The organism is Saccharopolyspora sp. NPDC002376, assembly GCF_053593195.1.
This window is the reverse complement of sequence record NZ_JBSFBZ010000074.1, coordinates 1-18,529: the sequence shown is the minus strand read 5'-3', so window position 1 is coordinate 18,529 and position 18,529 is coordinate 1. Positions and strand designations below refer to the sequence as shown.

Genomic DNA, 18,529 nt, shown 5'->3' with positions numbered 1-18,529 from the left:
GTTGCCGTCCACGACACCCGCGCTGATCCCGGAGCACGACTCCGGCTGAGAGTCAGTTCGAATGCGGGATCCTGGCCAGCTCCAGGACGAGATCGCGCACGTCGGCAGCGGCAACGCGGTCCCGTTTCGCGGACTGGTCGCTGCACAGCAGCACGGGACCGTCCAGCGGATCGTCGGGCAGGCGGCCGTGCGTGCCCTTGACCCAACTTCCGCTGGTCGGGACGACATTCATCGCGTAGCGGAGGCCGAGCTTCTTGCGGGCCAACCCGAGCGCGGCGCGCAGCTTCACCGTCGGGTCGGCGGGGTCGAGGAACAGCTCGGCCGGGTCGTAGCCGGGTTTGCGGTGGATGTCGACGCCGCGCGCGAAGTCCGGTGCCCGTGCGTCGTCCAGCCAGTAGTAGTAGGTGAACCATGCGCCCTGCTCGGCGACGAGCACCAGCTCGCCCGCCCGCTCGTGGTCGAGGCCGAACTCGCCCTGCGCCACGCGGTCCAGCACCAGGTCCACACCGGGCAGGTCCTGGCACAGCTTCTTCACCGGCGCCACGTCGCCCGCGTTCGGGATGTAGACGTGCGCGACCTGGTGATCGGCGACCGCGAACGCTCGTGATGCCCACGGGTCGAGGTACTCCATTCCGTGCTGGGTGTAGACCTCGAGCAAGCCGGACTCCCGCAACATTCGGTTGAGATCGATCGGGCGGGAAGCAGGCGTGATGCCGTATTCGCTCACCACAACCACCGCGGTGCCCTGCGCTTGCGCGTCGTCCAGCAACGGCGCGACGGCGCGGTCCACATCCCGCACGGCTGCGAGCGCCTGTGGGCTGTCGGGTCCATGTCGTTGCAGGTCGTAGTCGAGGTGCGGCACGTAGGCCAACGTGAGGTCCGCTTCGGGCAGGAGCCGCCGGGTCGCTGCGACCACCCACTCGCTCGAGCGCAGCGATGCCGTCGGACCCCAGTAGTTGAACAGCGGGAACGAACCCAGCGCGTTGGTCAGCTCGTCGTGCAATTCCGGCGGTCGGGTGTAGCAGTCCGGCGATTTGCGTCCATCGGCGTGGTAAACAGGCCTCGGGGTGACGGTCCAGTCGGTGCTGGCGCCCATCGCATACCACCAGCACACGTTGGCCGTGCGATAGCCAGGGCGGGCGAGCCGGGCCGTCTCCCACACCTTTTCGCCCGCGACGAGCCGATTGTGCTGGCGCCACAGGTAGATCTCGCCCAGATCGCGGAAGTACCAGCCGTTGCCGACGATGCCGTGTTCGCGCGGGGCGAGACCGGTGAGCATGGTGGACTGCACCGAGCACGTGACAGCGGGCAGCACGGTCTCCAGCGGGGCCTGCCAACCCTGCCCGGCGAGCTCGCGGAGCCGAGGTGCGTGTTCGAGCAGTCGCGGCGTCAGCCCGACGACGTTGAGCAGCAGGATCTTGTTCACGAGGGCTCCAATCCGGCGCTTCGCATTCGATCGGCGACCCAGCGCAGTTCGCCCGCCAGCCCGGAGGTCAGCTCGGCGTCACTGCTCGGTCGCTGGTGCTCCGGCAGCACCGACCAGGTGTAGGTCTCCACCTCGACGTGGCCGGTGAGCGCGGACGGTCCGCCGAGCAGCGCATCCAGCGTGTTGCCGAGGGCGGTCCGGGTGGATTCCAGCGGCGGTTCCGGCTGCCGGTGGATCGGTACGTGGAAGTGCACCCGCCACGGCCCGTCGCCGGCCAGGGCGTCGCTGCCGTCGACCGCCTCCGGCAGGTCGTCGCGCGCGGTGATCCCACCAGGTCCGCGTTCCCGGACTTGGTGCAGGAAACGATCTTCGGCGTAGCAGGACAAAGCCTGGCGGGTCGCGGCACCGCCGGGACTCGGGGCGTGCAACGCCACGGACGCCTGAGTCTTCACGATCGGCAGCCCGGCCTCGGTGAGCCGACGCACCGCGTCGACCGGATCCTCGAACCCCACCGCGAGATGGCAGGCGTCGAGGCACAGTCCAATGTGGTCCGTATCCACATCCTTGAGCAGGTCGATTGCGTCGGAGATGGTTTCGACGATGCAGCCCGGCTCGGGCTCCAGCCCGACTCGGATGCGCTTGCCGCTCTCGGCCGCCAGTTCGGCCAGCCGTTCGGCGAGCCGGCCCAGCAGGTCGTTGGCACGCCGCTGCCGGTCGGCCGACCACGGCGTCCGCCACGCCAGCGGCACCGTGGAAATGCTGCCCTGCGCGACGTCTTCGGGTAGCAGCCGCGACAGCACCCGCGCGCAGTCCAGCGTGTAGTCCAGCCGCCGGGACTCCACCCAGTCCGGGTGGTACACCGCTCCTTTCACCACCGATTCGTGGAAACCCTGGTAGGGGAAAGCGTTGAGGGTGACGACCTCGAGCCCGTTCTCGTCCAGCGCCTTCCGCAGCCGGTCGAGATCGGGGTGGTCGGCCAGGTGCGCGGCCAGCGTGGCGGGCAGCCAGAGCCCGACGCCGAGCCGGTCGATGCCGAGTTCGGCGCGGATGCCACCGCCGAAGACGCGCACCTGGCGCAGCAGCCCGTCCAAGTCCTCGGCGGGGTGGACGTTTGTGCAGTACGCGAGGTGGACTCGGGTCCCGTCCCGATGGGTGAAGCGCATCGCAGTTCCTCCGCTGTGGCCATTCACCGCGGGCGTCGGCCGCGCAGCACCGAGTTGCCTTCGAACGTCTCCGCTTCATCGACGTCGATCGGGTCGAGCAGCAATCGTCCGCTCTGGCCGTAGAACTGGACCGGGTTGCACCACAGCAGGCGATCGACGTCGTCTTCGCTGAATCCGGCCTCGCGCATCGCGTGCCCGGTCCTGGCGGTCTTGAGCGGGTCGCTGCGGCCCCAGTCCGCCGCCGAGTTGACGATCATGCGCTCCAGGCCGCGGTCGGCGAGGATCCGCACCATCCGGTGCTCGTCCATCTTGGTGTCCGGGTAGATGGAGAAACCCAGCCAGCATCCGCTGGCCGCCACCAGGTCGACGGTGACCTCGTTGAGGTGGTCGATGAGCACGCGCTCCGGGGGCAACCCGGATGCTTCGACCAGCTCCAGGCTACGACGGGTGCCCTCGACCTTGTCGCGGTGCGGGGTGTGCACCAGTACCGGCAGGTCGTGCTCACCGGCCAGTTCGAGCTGCCGGGCGAAAGCCTTCTCCTCGTCGGATGTCATCGAGTCGAACCCGACCTCGCCGACGGCGACCACGCCGTCCTTGGCGAGGTAGCGCGGTAGCACGTCGAGCACCTCGCGGCACCGCGGATCGTTGGCCTCCTTGGGGTTGAGCGCGATGGTGCAGTGGTGCCGGATGCCGAACTGCGCGGCGCGGAATCGCTCCCAGCCGACAAGCGAGTCGAAGTAGTCGTGGAACGAGGCGGCACTGGTGCGGGGCTGGCCGAGCCAGAACGCCGGTTCGGTGACGGCGCGGACCCCGGCGGCGTACATGGCCTCGTAGTCGTCGGTGGTCCGGGAGGTCATGTGAATGTGGGGGTCAAAGATCCGCATTGTTCCTCCTTGTCCAGTCGCCGAGCAGGCGCTGGGCGTCGTGCGGTACCGGTCGTCCGGCGGCGCGTCGTTCGGCGATGTAGGCGTCGACCATGCGGGTCAGCTCGGCGTCGATGCGATCGGCGACGCCGGAGATCGCATCCAGCGGCACGCCGGTGAACAGGCATTTGAGCACGCCGTGCCGCCAGGCGTGGCCGTCCAGGTGTCGTGCCGCATACGCCCCGAGGGCTGCGGCGATCAGCCGAGTGTCGTTGCTGCGCAATGCATCGACGACCAGCGGCAGGGCTGCGCCGCCGATGTCGAGGTGATCGAGTGCGCGCAGCACCGCGCGTTTCTCGTCGGCATCGCCGTACCGGTAGAGCGCCGCGACTTCCTCCGCGTGCTCGGCGGGATTCCAGTGCCGCGCTGCGGTGCGCAGGAGCGCGCCCCGGACGTGATCCTCGATGCGCGGTGCGATCAGCCCGTCCGGGTCGGCCGGGTCGGTGGGGCCACGGGCGATCGACCGCGCCACCGCGGGGAAGAGCACCGCGATCCGTGCCGGGGTGGCCGCCACCTCGTCAAGCGCCTCGTACAGCCGGGCTTGCGCTGCGGGTTCGAGCAGTGCGGCCAAGTCCGCGGACGTCATCCGGCCACCTCCGATGCGGTGAACTCCGCCTCGGCGGCGCGCAATGCATCCAGCGAGCGCGCGGCGACAGCGGGTGCGGCATGGGCGTGGCGGGGCAGCTCCACGCTCACCAGCCCCTGGTAGCCGATGTCGAGAAGCGCCCCCAGCGTGGCCGAGAGGTCCACCTCGCCGTCACCGAACTCGAGGTGCTCGTGCACACCGGGGCGCATGTCGTCGGCCTGCACGTTGCCCAGCAGCGGGCCTACCTCGCGAACGCAGTCCTGCGGTGGGACCGGTTCGTTGCACACGCAGTGTCCGATGTCGATGGTCATGGCCAGCCGGGGCGGCCCGCCAAGCCTGCGGCGCAACTCGGCGACCCCGGCGAGGGTGTCGATGAACATCCCCGGCTCCGGTTCGAACGCGCAGCGCACGTCCCGGCGCTCGGCCTCGCGGAGCACCTCCGCGACGCCGCTGATGAGTCGCTCCCATCCGTGCTCCGCGGGCACTCCACGCGGGAGCGTGCCGGACCAGAACGACACCGCCTCCGCACCGAGCGCCTCGGCGACCTGGACCGCGCGCTGCAGGTAGTCGATCCGCCGCTCGCGCCCGGCGTTGGACACGAGCGTCGGTTCGTGCTTGCGCCACGGGTCCATGACGTAGCGGGCGCCCGTCTCGATCACGACAGCGAGGTCCAGCGCTTCGAGGCGGCGGCGGACCGCGTCGGTGCGCGCGGCGAGATCGGGTGCGAACGGATCGAGGTGCGGGTGGTCGAGTGTGAGCGCGACTCCCTGGTAGCCAAGCTCCGCGAGTACGACCAGGGCCTCGTCAAGGCGGTGACCGGTAAAGCCGTTGGTGCCATAGCCGAACCGAAGGCTCATGTCGGCGACACCACCTTCGACGCCGCCCGCGCCAGCGGCCCGGCGGCGAGCAGACCACCAGCGAGCGCGACCGCGCCGTTCCTGGAGACCAGCGCCGCCTGCAGGCCGATGACGCCACGCACCCCGGAGGCGGTCGCGGCGCGGATGGTGGCCGCGTCCGGGTTCCGCACCGCGCGGGCCTGAGCCTGCCCGACCGTCACCGCGTATGCGCCCGCGAACGCCGCGGTGGCAGCCGACGCCCAACGGGAGCGGCGAGGCAGCGCGGCCACTGCTGCGGCGGCGGACGTGGCCGCCAGGGCAGTCCAGCCCGCGCGCCGCGAACCGCCGTGCACCTCGCCTCGGCTCAACCACGTGACTCCCAAGGTGTGCACGGCGACGGCGCAGGCGGGGACCGCGGCCTGCGGTCGCCCCCCTGCGCCGAGCAGCACATCGAGTCCACGGGCCAGTGCCATGACGGCAGGACCGGCGTTGGTCTGCTTGGCAACGAGGTCGTAGGTCCACGCCGCAGCAGCCACCGGCACTGCGACTCGGAGCGCGGTGCGGCCGCCCGCGGCGTTGGCGACCCCCAGACCGGCCGCGGTCAGCCCGATGGCCAGCACCAGCGCCTCACCGGGCCGCACCCGGCCAGAGGGGATCGGTCGTTCCGGGCGTTCCACCGCATCCAGCTCGCGGTCGGCGTAGTCGTTGAGCGCCATGCCGGCGAGGTAGAAGCACGCCGAGGCCATCGGCATGGCCCAGCCACGCTTGCCGTAGGGCCAGCCGGCGGCAGAGCCCCCGACGAGACTGTCGCCGGGGACGGTGAGCACGGCAGGCAACCGCACCAGCTCGACCACATCCCGCGCCCTCATCCGGCCACCGACCCGATCCGCTGGCACCACTCGACCAGCGCGCGCCATTGCCCACCGAGGTCGTGGCCGCTGTCACCAGCAGGGTCCTTGAAGAAGAAGCCGAGCTCGCCGAGCGGGCCGACCGCCCCGACCTGGCCGGCCCGCGCCACCAGTCTGGCGAGGTCGAGGACCAGCGGAGCGGCGAGCGCTGAGTCGCAGCCCTGCCAGGTGAACTGCATCGACATCCGCGTGCCGAGGAAGCCCTCGAACGACACCAGGTCCCATGCCGTCTTCCAGTCGCCGAGGTCGGGGAGGTAGTCGATGTGCATGGGGCCATCCACCGGATGGCCGAGGATCGCGCCGAGCCCCTTGCCCTTGGACTGCGTCTTGCTCTCCGCGTTGGCCGGATCGGCGAGGGCTTGCCCGTCCCCACCGCCGAGCAGGTTGTACGACGCCCAGGACCGCACCCGCAGCGCACGGGTGGCGAACATCGGTGCGAGCGCCGACTTGAGCAACGTCTCCCCCGTCTTCCCATCAGATCCCGCCCACGGCAGTCCCACCCGCTCGGCGAGCTGGCTGATCGCGGGCAGCCGGGGACCCGGACTCGGGGTGAACGCGACGAGCGGGCAGCCCGCACGCAGCGCCGCGTAGGCGTACACGCCGCTGAGCGGCAGCGGCGACTCTCCCGCCGCCAACGCCCGATCCAGTTCGTCCAAATCGGACAGTTCGGAGGTCTGCTCGACCGGCGCCTCCGTGGTGGACACATCGACGACGACGACCTGGTCCAGCGCGTGCGCGGCGCGGAAACCGGCCATGTCACCGCTGATCCGCTCGATCGCGTCGCGCTGGGTCCCCTCGTCCGCCGTGACGCCCGCGCGGATGCGGCCGTCCACCTCGACCAGCCCGTGGTGCAACGTCCGGGCCAGCTCGATGTCGAACACCCCACCGCCCGCCAGCGATTCGGCGCGTTTGGGCAGCGAGTCACCGACGATGTCGTGGCCGCCGATCAGGAGGTCTTCCACGCCGGGCGGCCGCGCCGCCGCCACCTCGGCGAGATCGGCGACGCATCCCGTGCGCTGGGTCAGCCCCGCCGTCAGGGCGAGCGCGCCGACGGTGGCTGTGGTGGCCACCGACCCCCGCGCGCCGATGAACCACACTCCGGTCCTTGGTGTCATCCTCTTGGGCCTCCCTTGGTGTTGGCGTGGGGGAACTGCGGGCCCCGGATGCGGTGTTGCCCGACCGCCTCCGATGCCCGGCACGCATCAGCCCGTCGGCTGGAGCACGACCTCGTCATCACCGGACAGCGGTGGCAGCCCATCGACACCCGGGTCGGTGTAGGTCGCGTGGAACACCCCGCGCAAATCGTCGGTTGCGGGGTCGTGACCTTCCGGCACGGTGGTCTGGATCGACCCGGAGCAGCCGGACGCCGTCGTCTGCGGATGGCCGTGATCGTCGTGGCCGAGGACGTAGGTCACCTCGACCCGCGAGCAGTCGACCGGCTGATCGTCGGTCACCGAAATCTCGAAGTTGATCAGGTCGCCGAACTTGAACTGCTGCCCGTCGACCGGGGTACCGAACCGGACTAGCGGCGCGGCATTGCCGACCACGATGTCGACCTGAGCCACACCGGTCTTGCCCGTGTTCGGGCCGCCGGTGTCGGTCACCTGCAACGTCGCGGTGTAGGCACCGTTCTCGGTGTAGGTGTGGGTCGGGTTCGGCTCACGCGAGTCGACAGCTCCGTCGGAGTTGAAGTCCCATTCGTACCGCAACCGGTTGCCATCGGCGTCCTCGGTGCCCTGGCTGGAGAACGACACCGTGAGCGGTGCGTGCCCGTTCTCCACGTTGGCCGACGCCTGCGCGTGCGGGCTGTGGTTGCCGCCGGGGCCGATGTAGTCGATGCGCGACAGCGCCGCTTCGGGGTTCTCGCCGAAGTAGCCCTTGCCGTACTCCAGCACGTAAAGCGCCCCGTTCGGGCCGAACTCCATGTCCATCGGGCCGGACAGCGGGACCGACGGCAGCACGTCCTCGATGCGGTTCAACGCGCCGGAGGCGTCGAGCCGGAAACCCTTGATGTAGTCCCGGGTCCACTCGTAGAACAGCGGAATGCCGTCGTAGTACTGCGGCCACGCGACCGGAGCACGGCCTTGCGTCGCCCGCTGGTCGTAGCGGTAGGCCGGTCCCGCCATCGGCCCGATCCCGCCGGCGCCCAGCTCGGGAAACTCCTCCGACTGGTCGTAGCCGTACCACACCTGCGGCTGAGCGACCGGCGGCAGTTGCTCGAGGCCGGTGTTGTGCGGCGACTCGTTCACCGGAGCCGAGCAGTTGAACGGCGCGCCCGAAGTGCCGGTGGCGAAGTCGTAATCCACGTACGGGTGCTCGGCGGTCTCGCAGTAAGGCCAGCCGTAGTTGCCCGCCTCGCGGGCGACGAACCACTTGCCTTGTCCCGCCGGCCCGCGCTTCGGATCGGCATTCCCGGCATCCGGCGAGTAGTCGGCCACGTAGAGCGCATCGGTCTTCCGGTCGAGCTCGATCCGGAACGGGTTCCGCAAACCCATCAGGTAGATCTCCGGGCGCGTGTTCGGCGTCCCCGGCGCGAAAAGGTTGCCGTCCGGGATCGTGTACGAACCGCCCTCGCCGACCTTGATCCGCAGAACTTTGCCCCGCAGGTCGTTGGTGTTGGCGGCAGTGCGCTGCGCGTCGAAGGCCGGATTGCGGCCTTCGCGCTCATCGATCGGCGCGTAGCCGCCAGAGGCGAACGGATTAGTGTCGTCCCCTGTGGACAGATACAGGTTGCCCTTGCTGTCGAAGACGATGTCGCCACCGACGTGGCAGCAGAGGCCCCTGTCGACGTCGACATCGAGGATCTTCTGCTCGGTGGACAGGTCGAGCGCGTCTCCGTTGAGCTGGAAACGCGACAGCCGCAGCGCGCCGTGGAACGGCTGGAACTGGTCGGGAGTGCCGAACTCCGGTGCGTCACCCTCGTTGACGTCCGGAGTGGACGGATCGTCGGTCGGTGTGTTCATCGGCGGCGAGTAGTACAGGTAGACCCACCTGTTCGTCGTGCCGTTGAAGCCGGGGTCGATCGCGACGCTCTGCAGGCCCTCCTCGTCGTGCTGGTAGACGTCCAACTTGGCCGCGACGGTGTTGCGGCCGGAGTCCGCGTGGTGCATCCCGACCTCGCCCTGGCGAGTGGTGTGCAGCACGCTGCCGTCCGGGAGAACGGCGAGGTCCATCGGCTCGCCGGGGCTGTCGTTGAGGACCACCTTCTGGAACTCGGTGTCCGGTGGCGGTCCTTCGGCGGCCACCGCCGGTGAGATCAGCAGTGCCGTGGTCACGGCGGTCGTCACCGCCAGCAAAGGTACTCGTCGCATGGCGACCTCTCATCGGATTGCGAATCGCACGGGGAAGAATGCGGACGTGCTTTTCCCACCCCCGAATCGCCCGGCGGCGGGAACCGCTTCTCGTGGAGAGCTGGGAAAGGTGAACGCAGCGGTGATTACCCGCGCAGTTCGCGGAGGTAGGAGTAGCCGACCTCGGCGGTCTGCCGCGGGCTGAGGTCCGGGGTGTCGTTCTCGACGATGTACTCCAACACCGAATGCGCTCGGAAGATTCGCTCGAAGTCGATGTGGCCGGTACCCAGGTCGGCCATATCACCGTCCTCGACGTGCCGGTCCTTGACGTGGTACTGCAGCACGGGCTGCGGTGCGGACCGGATCACGTCGATGGTGAAACCCTCGGGGTCGCTCGCCCCTTCGCCGCTTTCGATCCCGCCCCGCACGGCCCAGTAGAGGTCGACCTCGAGGTGCACCAGGCCGGGGTCCAGCTCGGAGGTCAGCACCTGCCACGGCGTCACGCCACCGAGGTCGGTGGTGAACTCGTGCGCGTGGTTGTGGTAGCCGTAGCGGATCCCGGCCGCCCGAGCAGCCGCGGCCTCCTGGTTCATCCGCTCGGCCCACCGCTTCCAGTCGTCGCGGTTCGGGGAGTTCAGATACGGCACGACCATGAACGACTGGCCCAGCGTGCGGGCGTTGTCGATCTTGGTCTGCAGCGCCGAATCGTCGTTGGAGATGCCGTCGTGGCTCGATGTCGCGGAGATCCCGATGCCGTCGTAGAAGCTCCGCAGTTCACTCGCGCTGCGGCCGAAGTATCCGAGCGCCTGCTCCACCTTGGGATAGCCGATGCCGGCGAGCGAGCGCAGCGTCTCGTCGAAGCCGGGTTCGCCCTGCAGGGCTGCGCGCATCGTCCACAGCTGGATGCTGATCAGGCCGGGCGGCACCAGCGGCCGGCCGGTCGGCAGTGCCGTCGCGTGCGCGTTGGGAGCCACCGCGCCCGCGGCGAGCAGGCCGGCACCGGCCGCGCCGACGATGCGCAACGCGCTCCGCCGGGAAAGGCGCTTCTCACCGAGGGATCGGGCAAGAGCACCGTAGCCGTCGAATCCGAAACACATCGTTCATGCACTCCTTCGCTCTACTGCTGCGGAGAACTGAAGGCCGCGTCGAATGCCGCGTCCGATGGTTCGAAGAGCTGGTCGCGCACGAAGCGCAGTGCTTCCGGAGCGCCGCGCAGACGGTCCATTCCGGCGTCTTCCCACTCGATCGAGATCGGACCGTCGTAGCCGATCGAGTTCAGCACCCGGAAGCACGTTTCCCACGGCACGTCGCCGCGCCCGGTGGACACGAAGTCCCAGCCGCGCCGGGGGTCACCCCAGGGCAGGTGGGAGCCGAGCCTGCCGTTGCGGCCGTTGCCGAGGTTGCGCTTGGTGTCCTTGCAGTCCACGTGGTAAATGCGGTCGGCGAAGTCGACGAGGAAGCCGACCGGGTCGATGTCCTGCCAGATCATGTGGCTCGGGTCCCAGTTCAGCCCGAATGCCTCCCGATGGCCGATGGCCTCCAGGGTGCGGACGGTGGACCAGTAGTCGTAGGCGGTTTCCGACGGGTGCACCTCGAGCGCGAACCGCACTCCTTCAGCGTCGAAGACATCCATGATCGGGTTCCACCGGTCGGCGAAATCCTGGTAGCCGGCTTCGACGAGTTCGGCCGGCACCGGCGGGAACATGGCCACGTACTTCCAGATCGCCGAACCGGTGAAGCCGACGACCGTGCGGACCCCGAGCTTCGCCGCGACCCGCGCGGTGTGCTTCATCTCCTCGGCCGCGCGCTGCCGCACGCCCTCCGGAGCACCATCGCCCCACACTCGATCGGACAGGATGGCCTGATGCCTGGCGTCGATCGGGTCGTCGCACACCGCCTGGCCCTTGAGGTGGTTGGAGATCGCCCACACGTCGAGTCCGTACCTGTGCAGGATGTCCACACGGGACTGCAGGTACGAGTCGTCCTCGACGGCGCGCCAGACGTCGAGGTGATCGCCCCAGCAGGCGATCTCCAGCCCGTCGTAGCCCCACTCCGCGGCCAACCGGGCCACCTCTTCGAACGGCAGGTCAGCCCACTGCCCGGTGAACAGCGTGACCGGACGTCCCATCACACGGCCTCCTTCGGCAAGTCGGTGCCGGCCGGCAGCGCGGGCGGGCGTCGCATGGCCCGCATGCGGATCTCCTCCCGCATCAGGAAACGAAGCCGACGTCGAGGTACTGGTCGACGTTCTCGCGGGTCACCACGGCCGAATAGGTCGTCACCGAGCGCGGGACCTCGTGTTCGGCCAGATCGTTCATGCCGCGCGACTGAACGAGCAGCCGTGCCAGTGAAATCGCCGAAGAGCACATGGACGGGTTGTAGAGCACGGTCGCGCGCACGACGCCGTTGCCGGCCTTGATGCGGTCCATCATCTGCCGCGAGCCCGCACCGCCGACCAGGAAGAAGTCGTTGCGCCCGGCGGCCTCGACCGCCGACAGCACGCCGATGCCCTGGTCGTCGTCGTGGTTCCACACGGCGTCCAGGTGCGAGGCGGCCTGCAGCAGGTTGGTCATCTGCCGTTCGCCGGTCTCGGCGGTGAACTCGGCGGCCACCCTGCGCTCGACCCGCAGCCCGTGCCGGGCCAGGCCGTCGCGGAAACCGGCACTGCGCTCCTGGGTCAAGGGCAGCGAGTCGGTCCCCGCGACCTCGGCGATCACCGGGGCGGCCACGTTGGCGCGCCGGAGCTCGGCCGCGATGTAGTCGGCGGCGTTGACGCCCATGCCGTAGTTGTCGCCACCGATCCACACCCGGTAGGCGTCCGGCGAGGCGAAGACGCGGTCCACGTTGACCACCGGGATTCCCGCGCGCATCGCGCGAAGCGCGACGTCCGTCATCGCCTTGCCATCGGCGGGCAGCAGCACGAGCACGTCGACCTTGGCGTTGATCAACGTCTCGACCTGGGCGATCTGCTGGCTGACGTCGCTGCCGCCCTCGGTGGGCCGGAACGTCACGTCCGGTAGCTTCTCGGCCTGGGCGCGGGCGTTGGTGGTCATCGCCGCCATCCAGCCGTGATCGGCGGCGGGGGCCGAGAACCCGATCGTCACGGGCTTTCCGGGAGCGGCGTTGTCGCCACCCGCCGCGACAGCAGCCGGGTTCTCCTGCTGCGGCGGGGTATTGGCCAGGCATCCGGTCAGCACCGCGGAAGCACCGATCGCACCGGTACCGAACAGAAGTCTTCGACGCGTTGTTTCGGGCACGGACGTCATGCGTTCCTCCACAACATTGGGGTGAGACGAGGAATTCAGTGCAGATCGGCGCGGCGTCGGGTACGGGCCTGCACCAACACGGCGAGGACGATGATCGCGCCCTTGGCGATGTTCTGGATGTCGGTTTCCAGGTTGTTGAGGGTGAACACATTGCTGAGCGTGGTGAAGATGAGCACGCCGAGCAAGGTTCCGGTCATACTGCCACGTCCGCCGGAAAGCAGGGTACCGCCGATCACCACGGCCGCAATAGCGTCGAGTTCGTAGAACAGGCCGTTGGTCGAGGCGCCCGAGGTGGTTCGCGCCACGACCATGATCGCGGCCACGGCGCAGCAGAACCCGGCCAGTGCGTAGACCAACGCGGTGTGGCGGCGAACGTTGATCCCGGCCAGCCGGGCGGCCTCCGCGTTGCCGCCGACGGCCAGCGTGCGGCGGCCGAAAGTGGTGCGGTTGAGCAGGATCCATCCCGCAGCGAAGACCACTGCGAAGATCCAGATCAGCACTGGCACCCCCAACAGGTCGGCCTTGAACACCGCGCCGAAGCCCGGGGCGTCGACGACCTGCGTCTGCCGTCCGCTGATGCGCTCGGCCAGGCCGCGCGCGGACGCCATCATGGCCAGCGTCGCGATGAACGGCACCACGCGCCCGTAGGAGACGAGCAATCCGTTGACCAGGCCGCAGCCGGTGCCCACCAACAACGCGCACAGCACCATCACACCCACGCCGTAGGACTGGGTTGCCCAGGTCGTCATCCAGACGCTGGAAAGCGCCACGATCGAGCCGACCGACAAGTCGATCCCGCCAGCCGAGATGACGAACGTCATGCCCACGCTGACCACGCCGATCGCAGCGGCCAACCGCAGAACCGTGGAGATGTTGCCTTCCGTGAGGAAGGCGTCAGGTCGCGTCACGTAGCCGACCACGCACAGTGCTATTAGGACGACGAACAGCGCCGTCAGCCGGATGTCGGCGCGCGACCACCAACGGCCCAGTTTGGACGCCGAGGTGGGGACCGGTGCAGTGAGTGTCCGCTCATTCATCTCGCCGGTGCCTCCATGACCATGTCGAGCACGTCGGACTCCGTGAGCTCACCTGCCGCAGCGGTGTGCACCACCACCCCGTCGCGCAGCACCAGCACCCGATCGGACAGCGCCAGCACTTCGGGGATGTCGCTGGAAACGACCACGATCGCCAGCCCGTCTTCGGCGAGCTGCCGCATCAGCGCGTAGATCTCGGCTCGCGCCCCGACGTCAACACCCCGTGTGGGTTCGTCGAGCAGCAGGACGCGGCAACCGCGCAACACCCATCGGCTGATCACGACCTTCTGCTGGTTCCCGCCGGACAAGGCGGAGATCGGCCGTTCCGGATCGGGCGGGCGGAGCTGCAGCCGATTGGCTACGTCGCGGGTGCTGGCGAGTTCTGCGCCGCGGCGGGTGAAACCCAGTCTGCTGTGCCGAGCCAGCGACGCCAGGGTCACGTTCTCCGCCACCCTCATCTGCGGCAACAACGCCTGGCTCTTCCGTTCTTCGGGGGTCAGACCGATTCCCGCTGACACCGCGGCACCGATGCTGCCAGCGCGAACCCTGCGACCACCGACCCGGACTTCACCGGAGTCCGGCGCGCGGGCACCGAAAACCGTCTCCAGCACTTCGCTCCGTCCGCACCCGACGAGCCCAGCCAGACCGACGATCTCCCCGGCGTGCACGGTGAAGCTCACATCGTCGAACTCACCACGCCGCCGCAGCCCCTGCACCTCCAGCACGGGCCGATCGGTTGCCGCGCTGCTCACGTTCTCGACCGTGGGGGCTTCCCCGCCGGTCATCAGTGCTACGAGCTCGCTCGTGGGCGTCTCAGAGACCGGGAGACCCACCGCCACGGTGCGGCCGTCCTTGAGGACGGTGACCCGGTCGGCGATGCGCCGGATTTCCGCCATGCGGTGGGAGATGTAGACGACAGCCACGCCGTCAGCGGTGAGTTCGTCCATGACGCGGAACAGGTTGTCGACCTCGCCGGCGGACAACGCAGCCGTCGGCTCATCCATGATGATCAGCTTTGCCTGGTGGCCGAGCGCGCGGGCCATCGACACCAGCTGCCGCGCCGCCGCCGATAGTTCGCCCACCTGCGTGTCTGGGTCGATTTCCGGATGTCCCAGTCTCGCCATCAGCTCCGCCGCCGCGCGTCGGGCCGTACCACGTCGGCTGAATCCCGCGGCGGCCGGTTCGTGGCCGAGGAAGATGTTCTCCGCCACGCTCAATCCGGGCACGAGGTCGAGTTCCTGGTACATCGCAGCGATCCCGCGTCGCAACGCAGCGGCGGGTGAACCCAGCGAGATGTGTGCACCCCGCCAGGAGATCGACCCGCTGTCCGGGGCGTGCGCTCCGGACAGCACCTTGATCAGAGTGGACTTCCCGGCACCGTTCTGCCCGAGCAGGCAGTGCACCTCGCCCGCACGCACCCGCAGATCGACACCGTCGAGCGCGCGCACGCCGGGGAAGACCTTGACGACGTCGGACACCACCAGCAGGTCGCCGCTCTCAGTCATCTGCCGTCCTCCCGGACCGGGATCCACCGGCTGTGGTGCGCGGCGCTGCGTTGCACGGCGTCCAGCACCCGTTGCACGCGCAGCCCGGAATCGAAGTCGGGGCTCGGCGTTGTCCGGTCAGCGATCGCGGTGACGAAGTCGCGCAGTTCGTGAACGAAGGTGTGCTCGTACCCCAGCACGTGCCCCGGCGGGTACCACGCCTCCAGGTACGGGTGCTGGGGCTCGGTGACCAGGATGCGCCGGAATCCGGCGGTGTCAGCGGGGTCCGCGGCATCGTGGAAGGCGAGCTCGTTCATCGATTCGAAGTCGAAGGCGAGACTTCCCGCACTGCCGTTGATCTCGATGCGCAGACCGTTCTTGCGTCCGGTGGCATAGCGCGTCGCCTCGAAAGTGCCGAGCGCACCGTCGCGGAACCGCGCGGTGAATATCGCGGTGTCGTCGACGGTCACCGGTCCAGTGCGCGCGGGGTCTTTGAGCAGCGGACGCTCGGCCACGAACGTTTCCATCGCCCCCGAGACGGCGACGATCTCCTCCCCCACCAAGTACTGCGCGAGGTCGACGAGGTGCGCGCCCAGGTCACCGAGCGCGCCGGATCCGGCTCGTTCGGCGCGCAACCGCCAGGTCAGCGGCGAATTCGGGTCGACCAGCCAGTCCTGCAGGTAGTTCGCCCGAACGTGGCGGACCTGCCCGATTCGGCCCCGCTCCACCAGCGACCGGGCAAGTGCCAGCGCGGGAACGCGACGGTAGTTGAACCCGACCATGGCAAGGATTCCGGTGCGCCGCGCGCGATCCGCGGCTTCAGCCATTGCCACCGCCTCGGTGACCGAGTTGGCCAGCGGCTTCTCGCACAGCACGTGCTTGCCTGCTTCCAACGCACTGACGGCGATCTCGGCGTGAGTGTCCCCAGGTGTGCAGATGTCAACGACGTGCACGTCGTCTCGCAACAGCACGGACTTCCAGTCATCGCTGGATTCCTGCCAGCTCAATCTGGCCGCAGCCGTACTCGCAGCGTCCTTGCTGCGCCCGCACAGCACCACCAGCTCGGGCTGTGCGGGCAGATCGAAGACCCGTCCCACAGTCCGCCACGCGTGCGAATGAACCGCCCCCATGAAGGCGTGGCCCACCAATGCGACTCCGAGTGTGTTCATCCGTCCTCCTGTGTCCAGCGGAGCCCTGTCTGCGGGCATCCGCCGAGCAGCTGGTTCACGACGCGGGAGACACGCCGAGAACGTGGTCACTGATCATTCCGGCGGCGCCCACGATTCCGGCGTTGTCGCCGAGTTCGGACAGCACGATCGGTAGGCTGCTGGTGGCCAGCGGGGTCGAGCGCCGATACAGCTCACTGCGCACCTCCGCCAGCAGCACGTGCCCGAGCTTCGAAACGCCTCCGCCGACGACGATCATCGCGGGGTTGCAGAAGTTCACCAGCCCGGCCAGCACCCGGCCCAATCGGCGCCCACCGTCCCGGACCAGCCCGAGTGCCTGCGGGTCTCCAGAACGCATGGCAATCCCGACGTCTCGTGCGGTGAGCGCCTCGAGCCCGATGAGACGTTCTTGCAGTCCCGGGGACTCGCCGCTCTGCGCGAGAGCAGTGGCATCTCGCGACAGGGCTGCGCCGCTGAACCACGCTTCGAGACAACCGGTCCGGCCACAGCTGCACACCGGTCCCGTGTCGTGCACGGCGATGTGCCCGATGTCCCCGGCGCTGCCGTTGCTGCCCCGCAAAACGCTGTTGCCGACGACGATGCCGCAGCCGATTCCGGTGCCGATCTTGACGAAGAGGAAGTCCGGCACCGACTGGGCCACCCCGCCGTACATCTCGCCAACGGCCATCAGGTTGACGTCGTTGTCGACCAGGACTGGGCAGTCGAACTGCTGCATGACGTGCTCGCGCACCGGATACCGGTCCCAACCGGGCATGATCGGCGGGGATACGGTGAACCCGTCGCGGAAGCTCACCGGCCCGGGCACCCCGATCCCGATGCCGTCGAGCGTCGGCAGATGACCCTCGCTCCGCAACTTGCCGATCATCTCCACAGCGCGGCCGAGGACCGGCTCCGGACCTGCGTCGATGTCGATGGCCTCGCTGGTGTGCGCCACGATTTCGAGGCGACCGTCGATTATGCCGACGTCGAGCGAGGTAGCGCCAATGTCCACACCGACGAACCGCAGTCGTCGGGACAACTGAACCAGGCCCGACCGGCGGCCGCCTCGGGACTCGGCCTTACCGGACTTCTCCACGAACCCCAGTTCCTCCAGCCGCGCCAACTCCTGGCCGATCTTGGAGCGCGACAGCGCGAGCTGTGCTGCCAGTTCCGCCGCCGCTTGCGGTCCGTTGTGCCGCAATGACGTGAGAACCCGTGCCTGGTGAGTGTTCTCCGGTTGCACCGACTACCCCACTTCTTGCACAAGGCGAATGAAGTTCGTCACAGAGTAGGAGAAGTGGTTCCCCGGACGTCAAGGAAGGCTTCGCGAACTCACCCGAACAGCCGCAGGAAGCGTCTACACAGCGTCCAAAGAGGACGGACAGGGCGAGTCACATGACCTTCCCGATGAGCAACACAAAACACAACTGCGGCATTGATACCTACGGAGCAGTGCATTGGACTAGATGCCCCCGTTACCGCTCACAAGCACCAGTAGGTGCGCGTGTGCGGTCTGCGGCATGAGAATGCTTCCGTCTGGCTGAGCCCGGCCGCCTGCGGTGGAAGCAACCACACCATGCTTAGCAAATGGGCGCGCCCCTATTTGATTGTGTCCGACGGATTGATTGCTGTGGCCTCGTGGTGCCCGAGGTCGATCAGGCGGGTTCGCAGGCATCGAAAGCTCGAGTTCTAGACGGCCGAACATCCGCCACTTACTCTCAGCATCAGGTTCCCAGGCGGCGACCAGCGCTGCAGTCTCCAGCGGCGGACACGCCGACAAGTCTTCGGTGCTGTAGGGGGACCTCCCGAAGCTGACTTCCCACCGCGGACGCCGATTGCCAGTCAACGCCTGTGGATTCGGGATGCCATGACGTTCGCTAACGAAGTCAATAGTGTCTCGCCAGGCAGTGAGAACGTACTCGGGAAGTACCGCCGCCCACCGCCGTGTGCGAGCCCAGTCATCAGGGATCCGATCTTCGCCGTCGGCTGGGGCGCGCAATGGTGTCCCCAACGCCTCGGTCCACGCGACGAGGTCTTCGGCAGCGGGCTTATATGCCAGGATATCGGCCACGAGTGCGAGGTCCTCGGCAGTTGCGGTCGGCGACGCCAAGCGACCGGCGATATGGGCGATCTTGTCCCACAAGGGGACGGCCTCGGCACCCGTCATGACATGGCAGCGAAGGCGTTCACCGACTTCGCCCTGCATCGTCCCCAACCATTTCAACGGGGCTGCCCAGGTTTTGGTTGACACCTGATGTGTGAGGCACGCGCCTCACCTGGAAGGATGCGACCGTGCCCAAGCCCTACCCGCAGGAGTTTCGTGATGATGTGGTCGCTGTGGCCCGTCGTGGCGAGGCTCCGTTGAAGCAGATCGCCAAGGATTTCGGGATCTCCGAGTCTTGCCTGGCCAACTGGTTGCGTGCCGCCGACGTCGAGGACGGTAAGCG

Annotated in this window: 16 protein-coding genes; 1 reads left to right on the top strand and 15 read right to left on the bottom strand. The window is 68.5% G+C overall.

Going from position 1 to position 18,529, the window contains the following annotated elements; translation table 11 throughout:
- Nucleotides 1–52: 52 nt before the first annotated feature.
- From ACWCO2_RS32790 to ACWCO2_RS32720, 15 genes are all read right to left on the bottom strand, one after another.
- Entirely contained in the window at nucleotides 53–1,426 is a 1,374-nt protein-coding gene (locus ACWCO2_RS32790; RefSeq protein ID WP_450131674.1) for an alkaline phosphatase family protein, read from the bottom strand.
- Complete coding sequence (gene eboE / locus ACWCO2_RS32785) at nucleotides 1,423–2,589, bottom strand: metabolite traffic protein EboE (RefSeq protein WP_450131673.1); 1,167 nt, start codon at nucleotides 2,587–2,589, stop codon at nucleotides 1,423–1,425. The genes ACWCO2_RS32790 and eboE overlap by 4 nt, the downstream gene beginning before the upstream one ends.
- 23 nt (nucleotides 2,590–2,612) lie before the next feature.
- On the bottom strand, nucleotides 2,613–3,473 hold the full coding sequence (locus ACWCO2_RS32780; protein WP_450131672.1) for a TatD family hydrolase: 861 nt from the start codon (nucleotides 3,471–3,473) through the stop codon (nucleotides 2,613–2,615).
- On the bottom strand, nucleotides 3,460–4,098 hold the full coding sequence (locus ACWCO2_RS32775) for an EboA domain-containing protein (protein ID WP_450131671.1): 639 nt from the start codon (nucleotides 4,096–4,098) through the stop codon (nucleotides 3,460–3,462). Before ACWCO2_RS32775 ends, ACWCO2_RS32780 begins: the two co-directional genes overlap by 14 nt.
- Entirely contained in the window at nucleotides 4,095–4,955 is an 861-nt protein-coding gene (locus tag ACWCO2_RS32770; RefSeq protein WP_450131670.1) for a sugar phosphate isomerase/epimerase family protein, read from the bottom strand. Before ACWCO2_RS32770 ends, ACWCO2_RS32775 begins: the two co-directional genes overlap by 4 nt.
- Complete coding sequence (locus ACWCO2_RS32765; protein WP_450131669.1) at nucleotides 4,952–5,803, bottom strand: SCO3242 family prenyltransferase; 852 nt, start codon at nucleotides 5,801–5,803, stop codon at nucleotides 4,952–4,954. Before ACWCO2_RS32765 ends, ACWCO2_RS32770 begins: the two co-directional genes overlap by 4 nt.
- A complete protein-coding gene (locus ACWCO2_RS32760; RefSeq protein WP_450131668.1) occupies nucleotides 5,800–6,957 on the bottom strand; it encodes an inositol-3-phosphate synthase in 1,158 nt (385 codons plus the stop codon). Before ACWCO2_RS32760 ends, ACWCO2_RS32765 begins: the two co-directional genes overlap by 4 nt.
- A gap of 87 nt (nucleotides 6,958–7,044) precedes the next feature.
- Complete coding sequence (locus tag ACWCO2_RS32755; protein ID WP_450131667.1) at nucleotides 7,045–9,129, bottom strand: PQQ-dependent sugar dehydrogenase; 2,085 nt, start codon at nucleotides 9,127–9,129, stop codon at nucleotides 7,045–7,047.
- A gap of 149 nt (nucleotides 9,130–9,278) precedes the next feature.
- Nucleotides 9,279–10,229, bottom strand: a complete 951-nt coding sequence (locus tag ACWCO2_RS32750) for a sugar phosphate isomerase/epimerase family protein (RefSeq protein ID WP_450131666.1) — start codon at nucleotides 10,227–10,229, stop codon at nucleotides 9,279–9,281.
- Between the two features lie 20 nt (nucleotides 10,230–10,249).
- On the bottom strand, nucleotides 10,250–11,260 hold the full coding sequence (locus ACWCO2_RS32745; RefSeq protein WP_450131665.1) for a sugar phosphate isomerase/epimerase family protein: 1,011 nt from the start codon (nucleotides 11,258–11,260) through the stop codon (nucleotides 10,250–10,252).
- An 82-nt stretch (nucleotides 11,261–11,342) separates the two neighbouring features.
- Nucleotides 11,343–12,398 (bottom strand): substrate-binding domain-containing protein, encoded by a 1,056-nt coding sequence (locus tag ACWCO2_RS32740; protein ID WP_450131664.1) that lies wholly within the window; start codon nucleotides 12,396–12,398, stop codon nucleotides 11,343–11,345.
- A gap of 35 nt (nucleotides 12,399–12,433) precedes the next feature.
- The gene (locus ACWCO2_RS32735; RefSeq protein WP_450131663.1) at nucleotides 12,434–13,435 is read right to left on the bottom strand and encodes an ABC transporter permease; all 1,002 of its coding nucleotides are present in this window, start codon (nucleotides 13,433–13,435) and stop codon (nucleotides 12,434–12,436) included.
- The gene (locus ACWCO2_RS32730) at nucleotides 13,432–14,937 is read right to left on the bottom strand and encodes a sugar ABC transporter ATP-binding protein (RefSeq protein WP_450131662.1); all 1,506 of its coding nucleotides are present in this window, start codon (nucleotides 14,935–14,937) and stop codon (nucleotides 13,432–13,434) included. Before ACWCO2_RS32730 ends, ACWCO2_RS32735 begins: the two co-directional genes overlap by 4 nt.
- On the bottom strand, nucleotides 14,934–16,085 hold the full coding sequence (locus ACWCO2_RS32725; RefSeq protein ID WP_450131661.1) for a Gfo/Idh/MocA family protein: 1,152 nt from the start codon (nucleotides 16,083–16,085) through the stop codon (nucleotides 14,934–14,936). Before ACWCO2_RS32725 ends, ACWCO2_RS32730 begins: the two co-directional genes overlap by 4 nt.
- 55 nt (nucleotides 16,086–16,140) lie before the next feature.
- Entirely contained in the window at nucleotides 16,141–17,325 is a 1,185-nt protein-coding gene (locus ACWCO2_RS32720) for an ROK family protein (protein ID WP_450131660.1), read from the bottom strand.
- Between the two features lie 1,049 nt (nucleotides 17,326–18,374).
- On the opposite strand from ACWCO2_RS32720, the gene ACWCO2_RS32715 reads away from it, so the two are divergent.
- Nucleotides 18,375–18,529, top strand: a 155-nt coding sequence (locus ACWCO2_RS32715) for a transposase (protein ID WP_450131685.1), incomplete at its 3' end; no start/stop codon positions are given.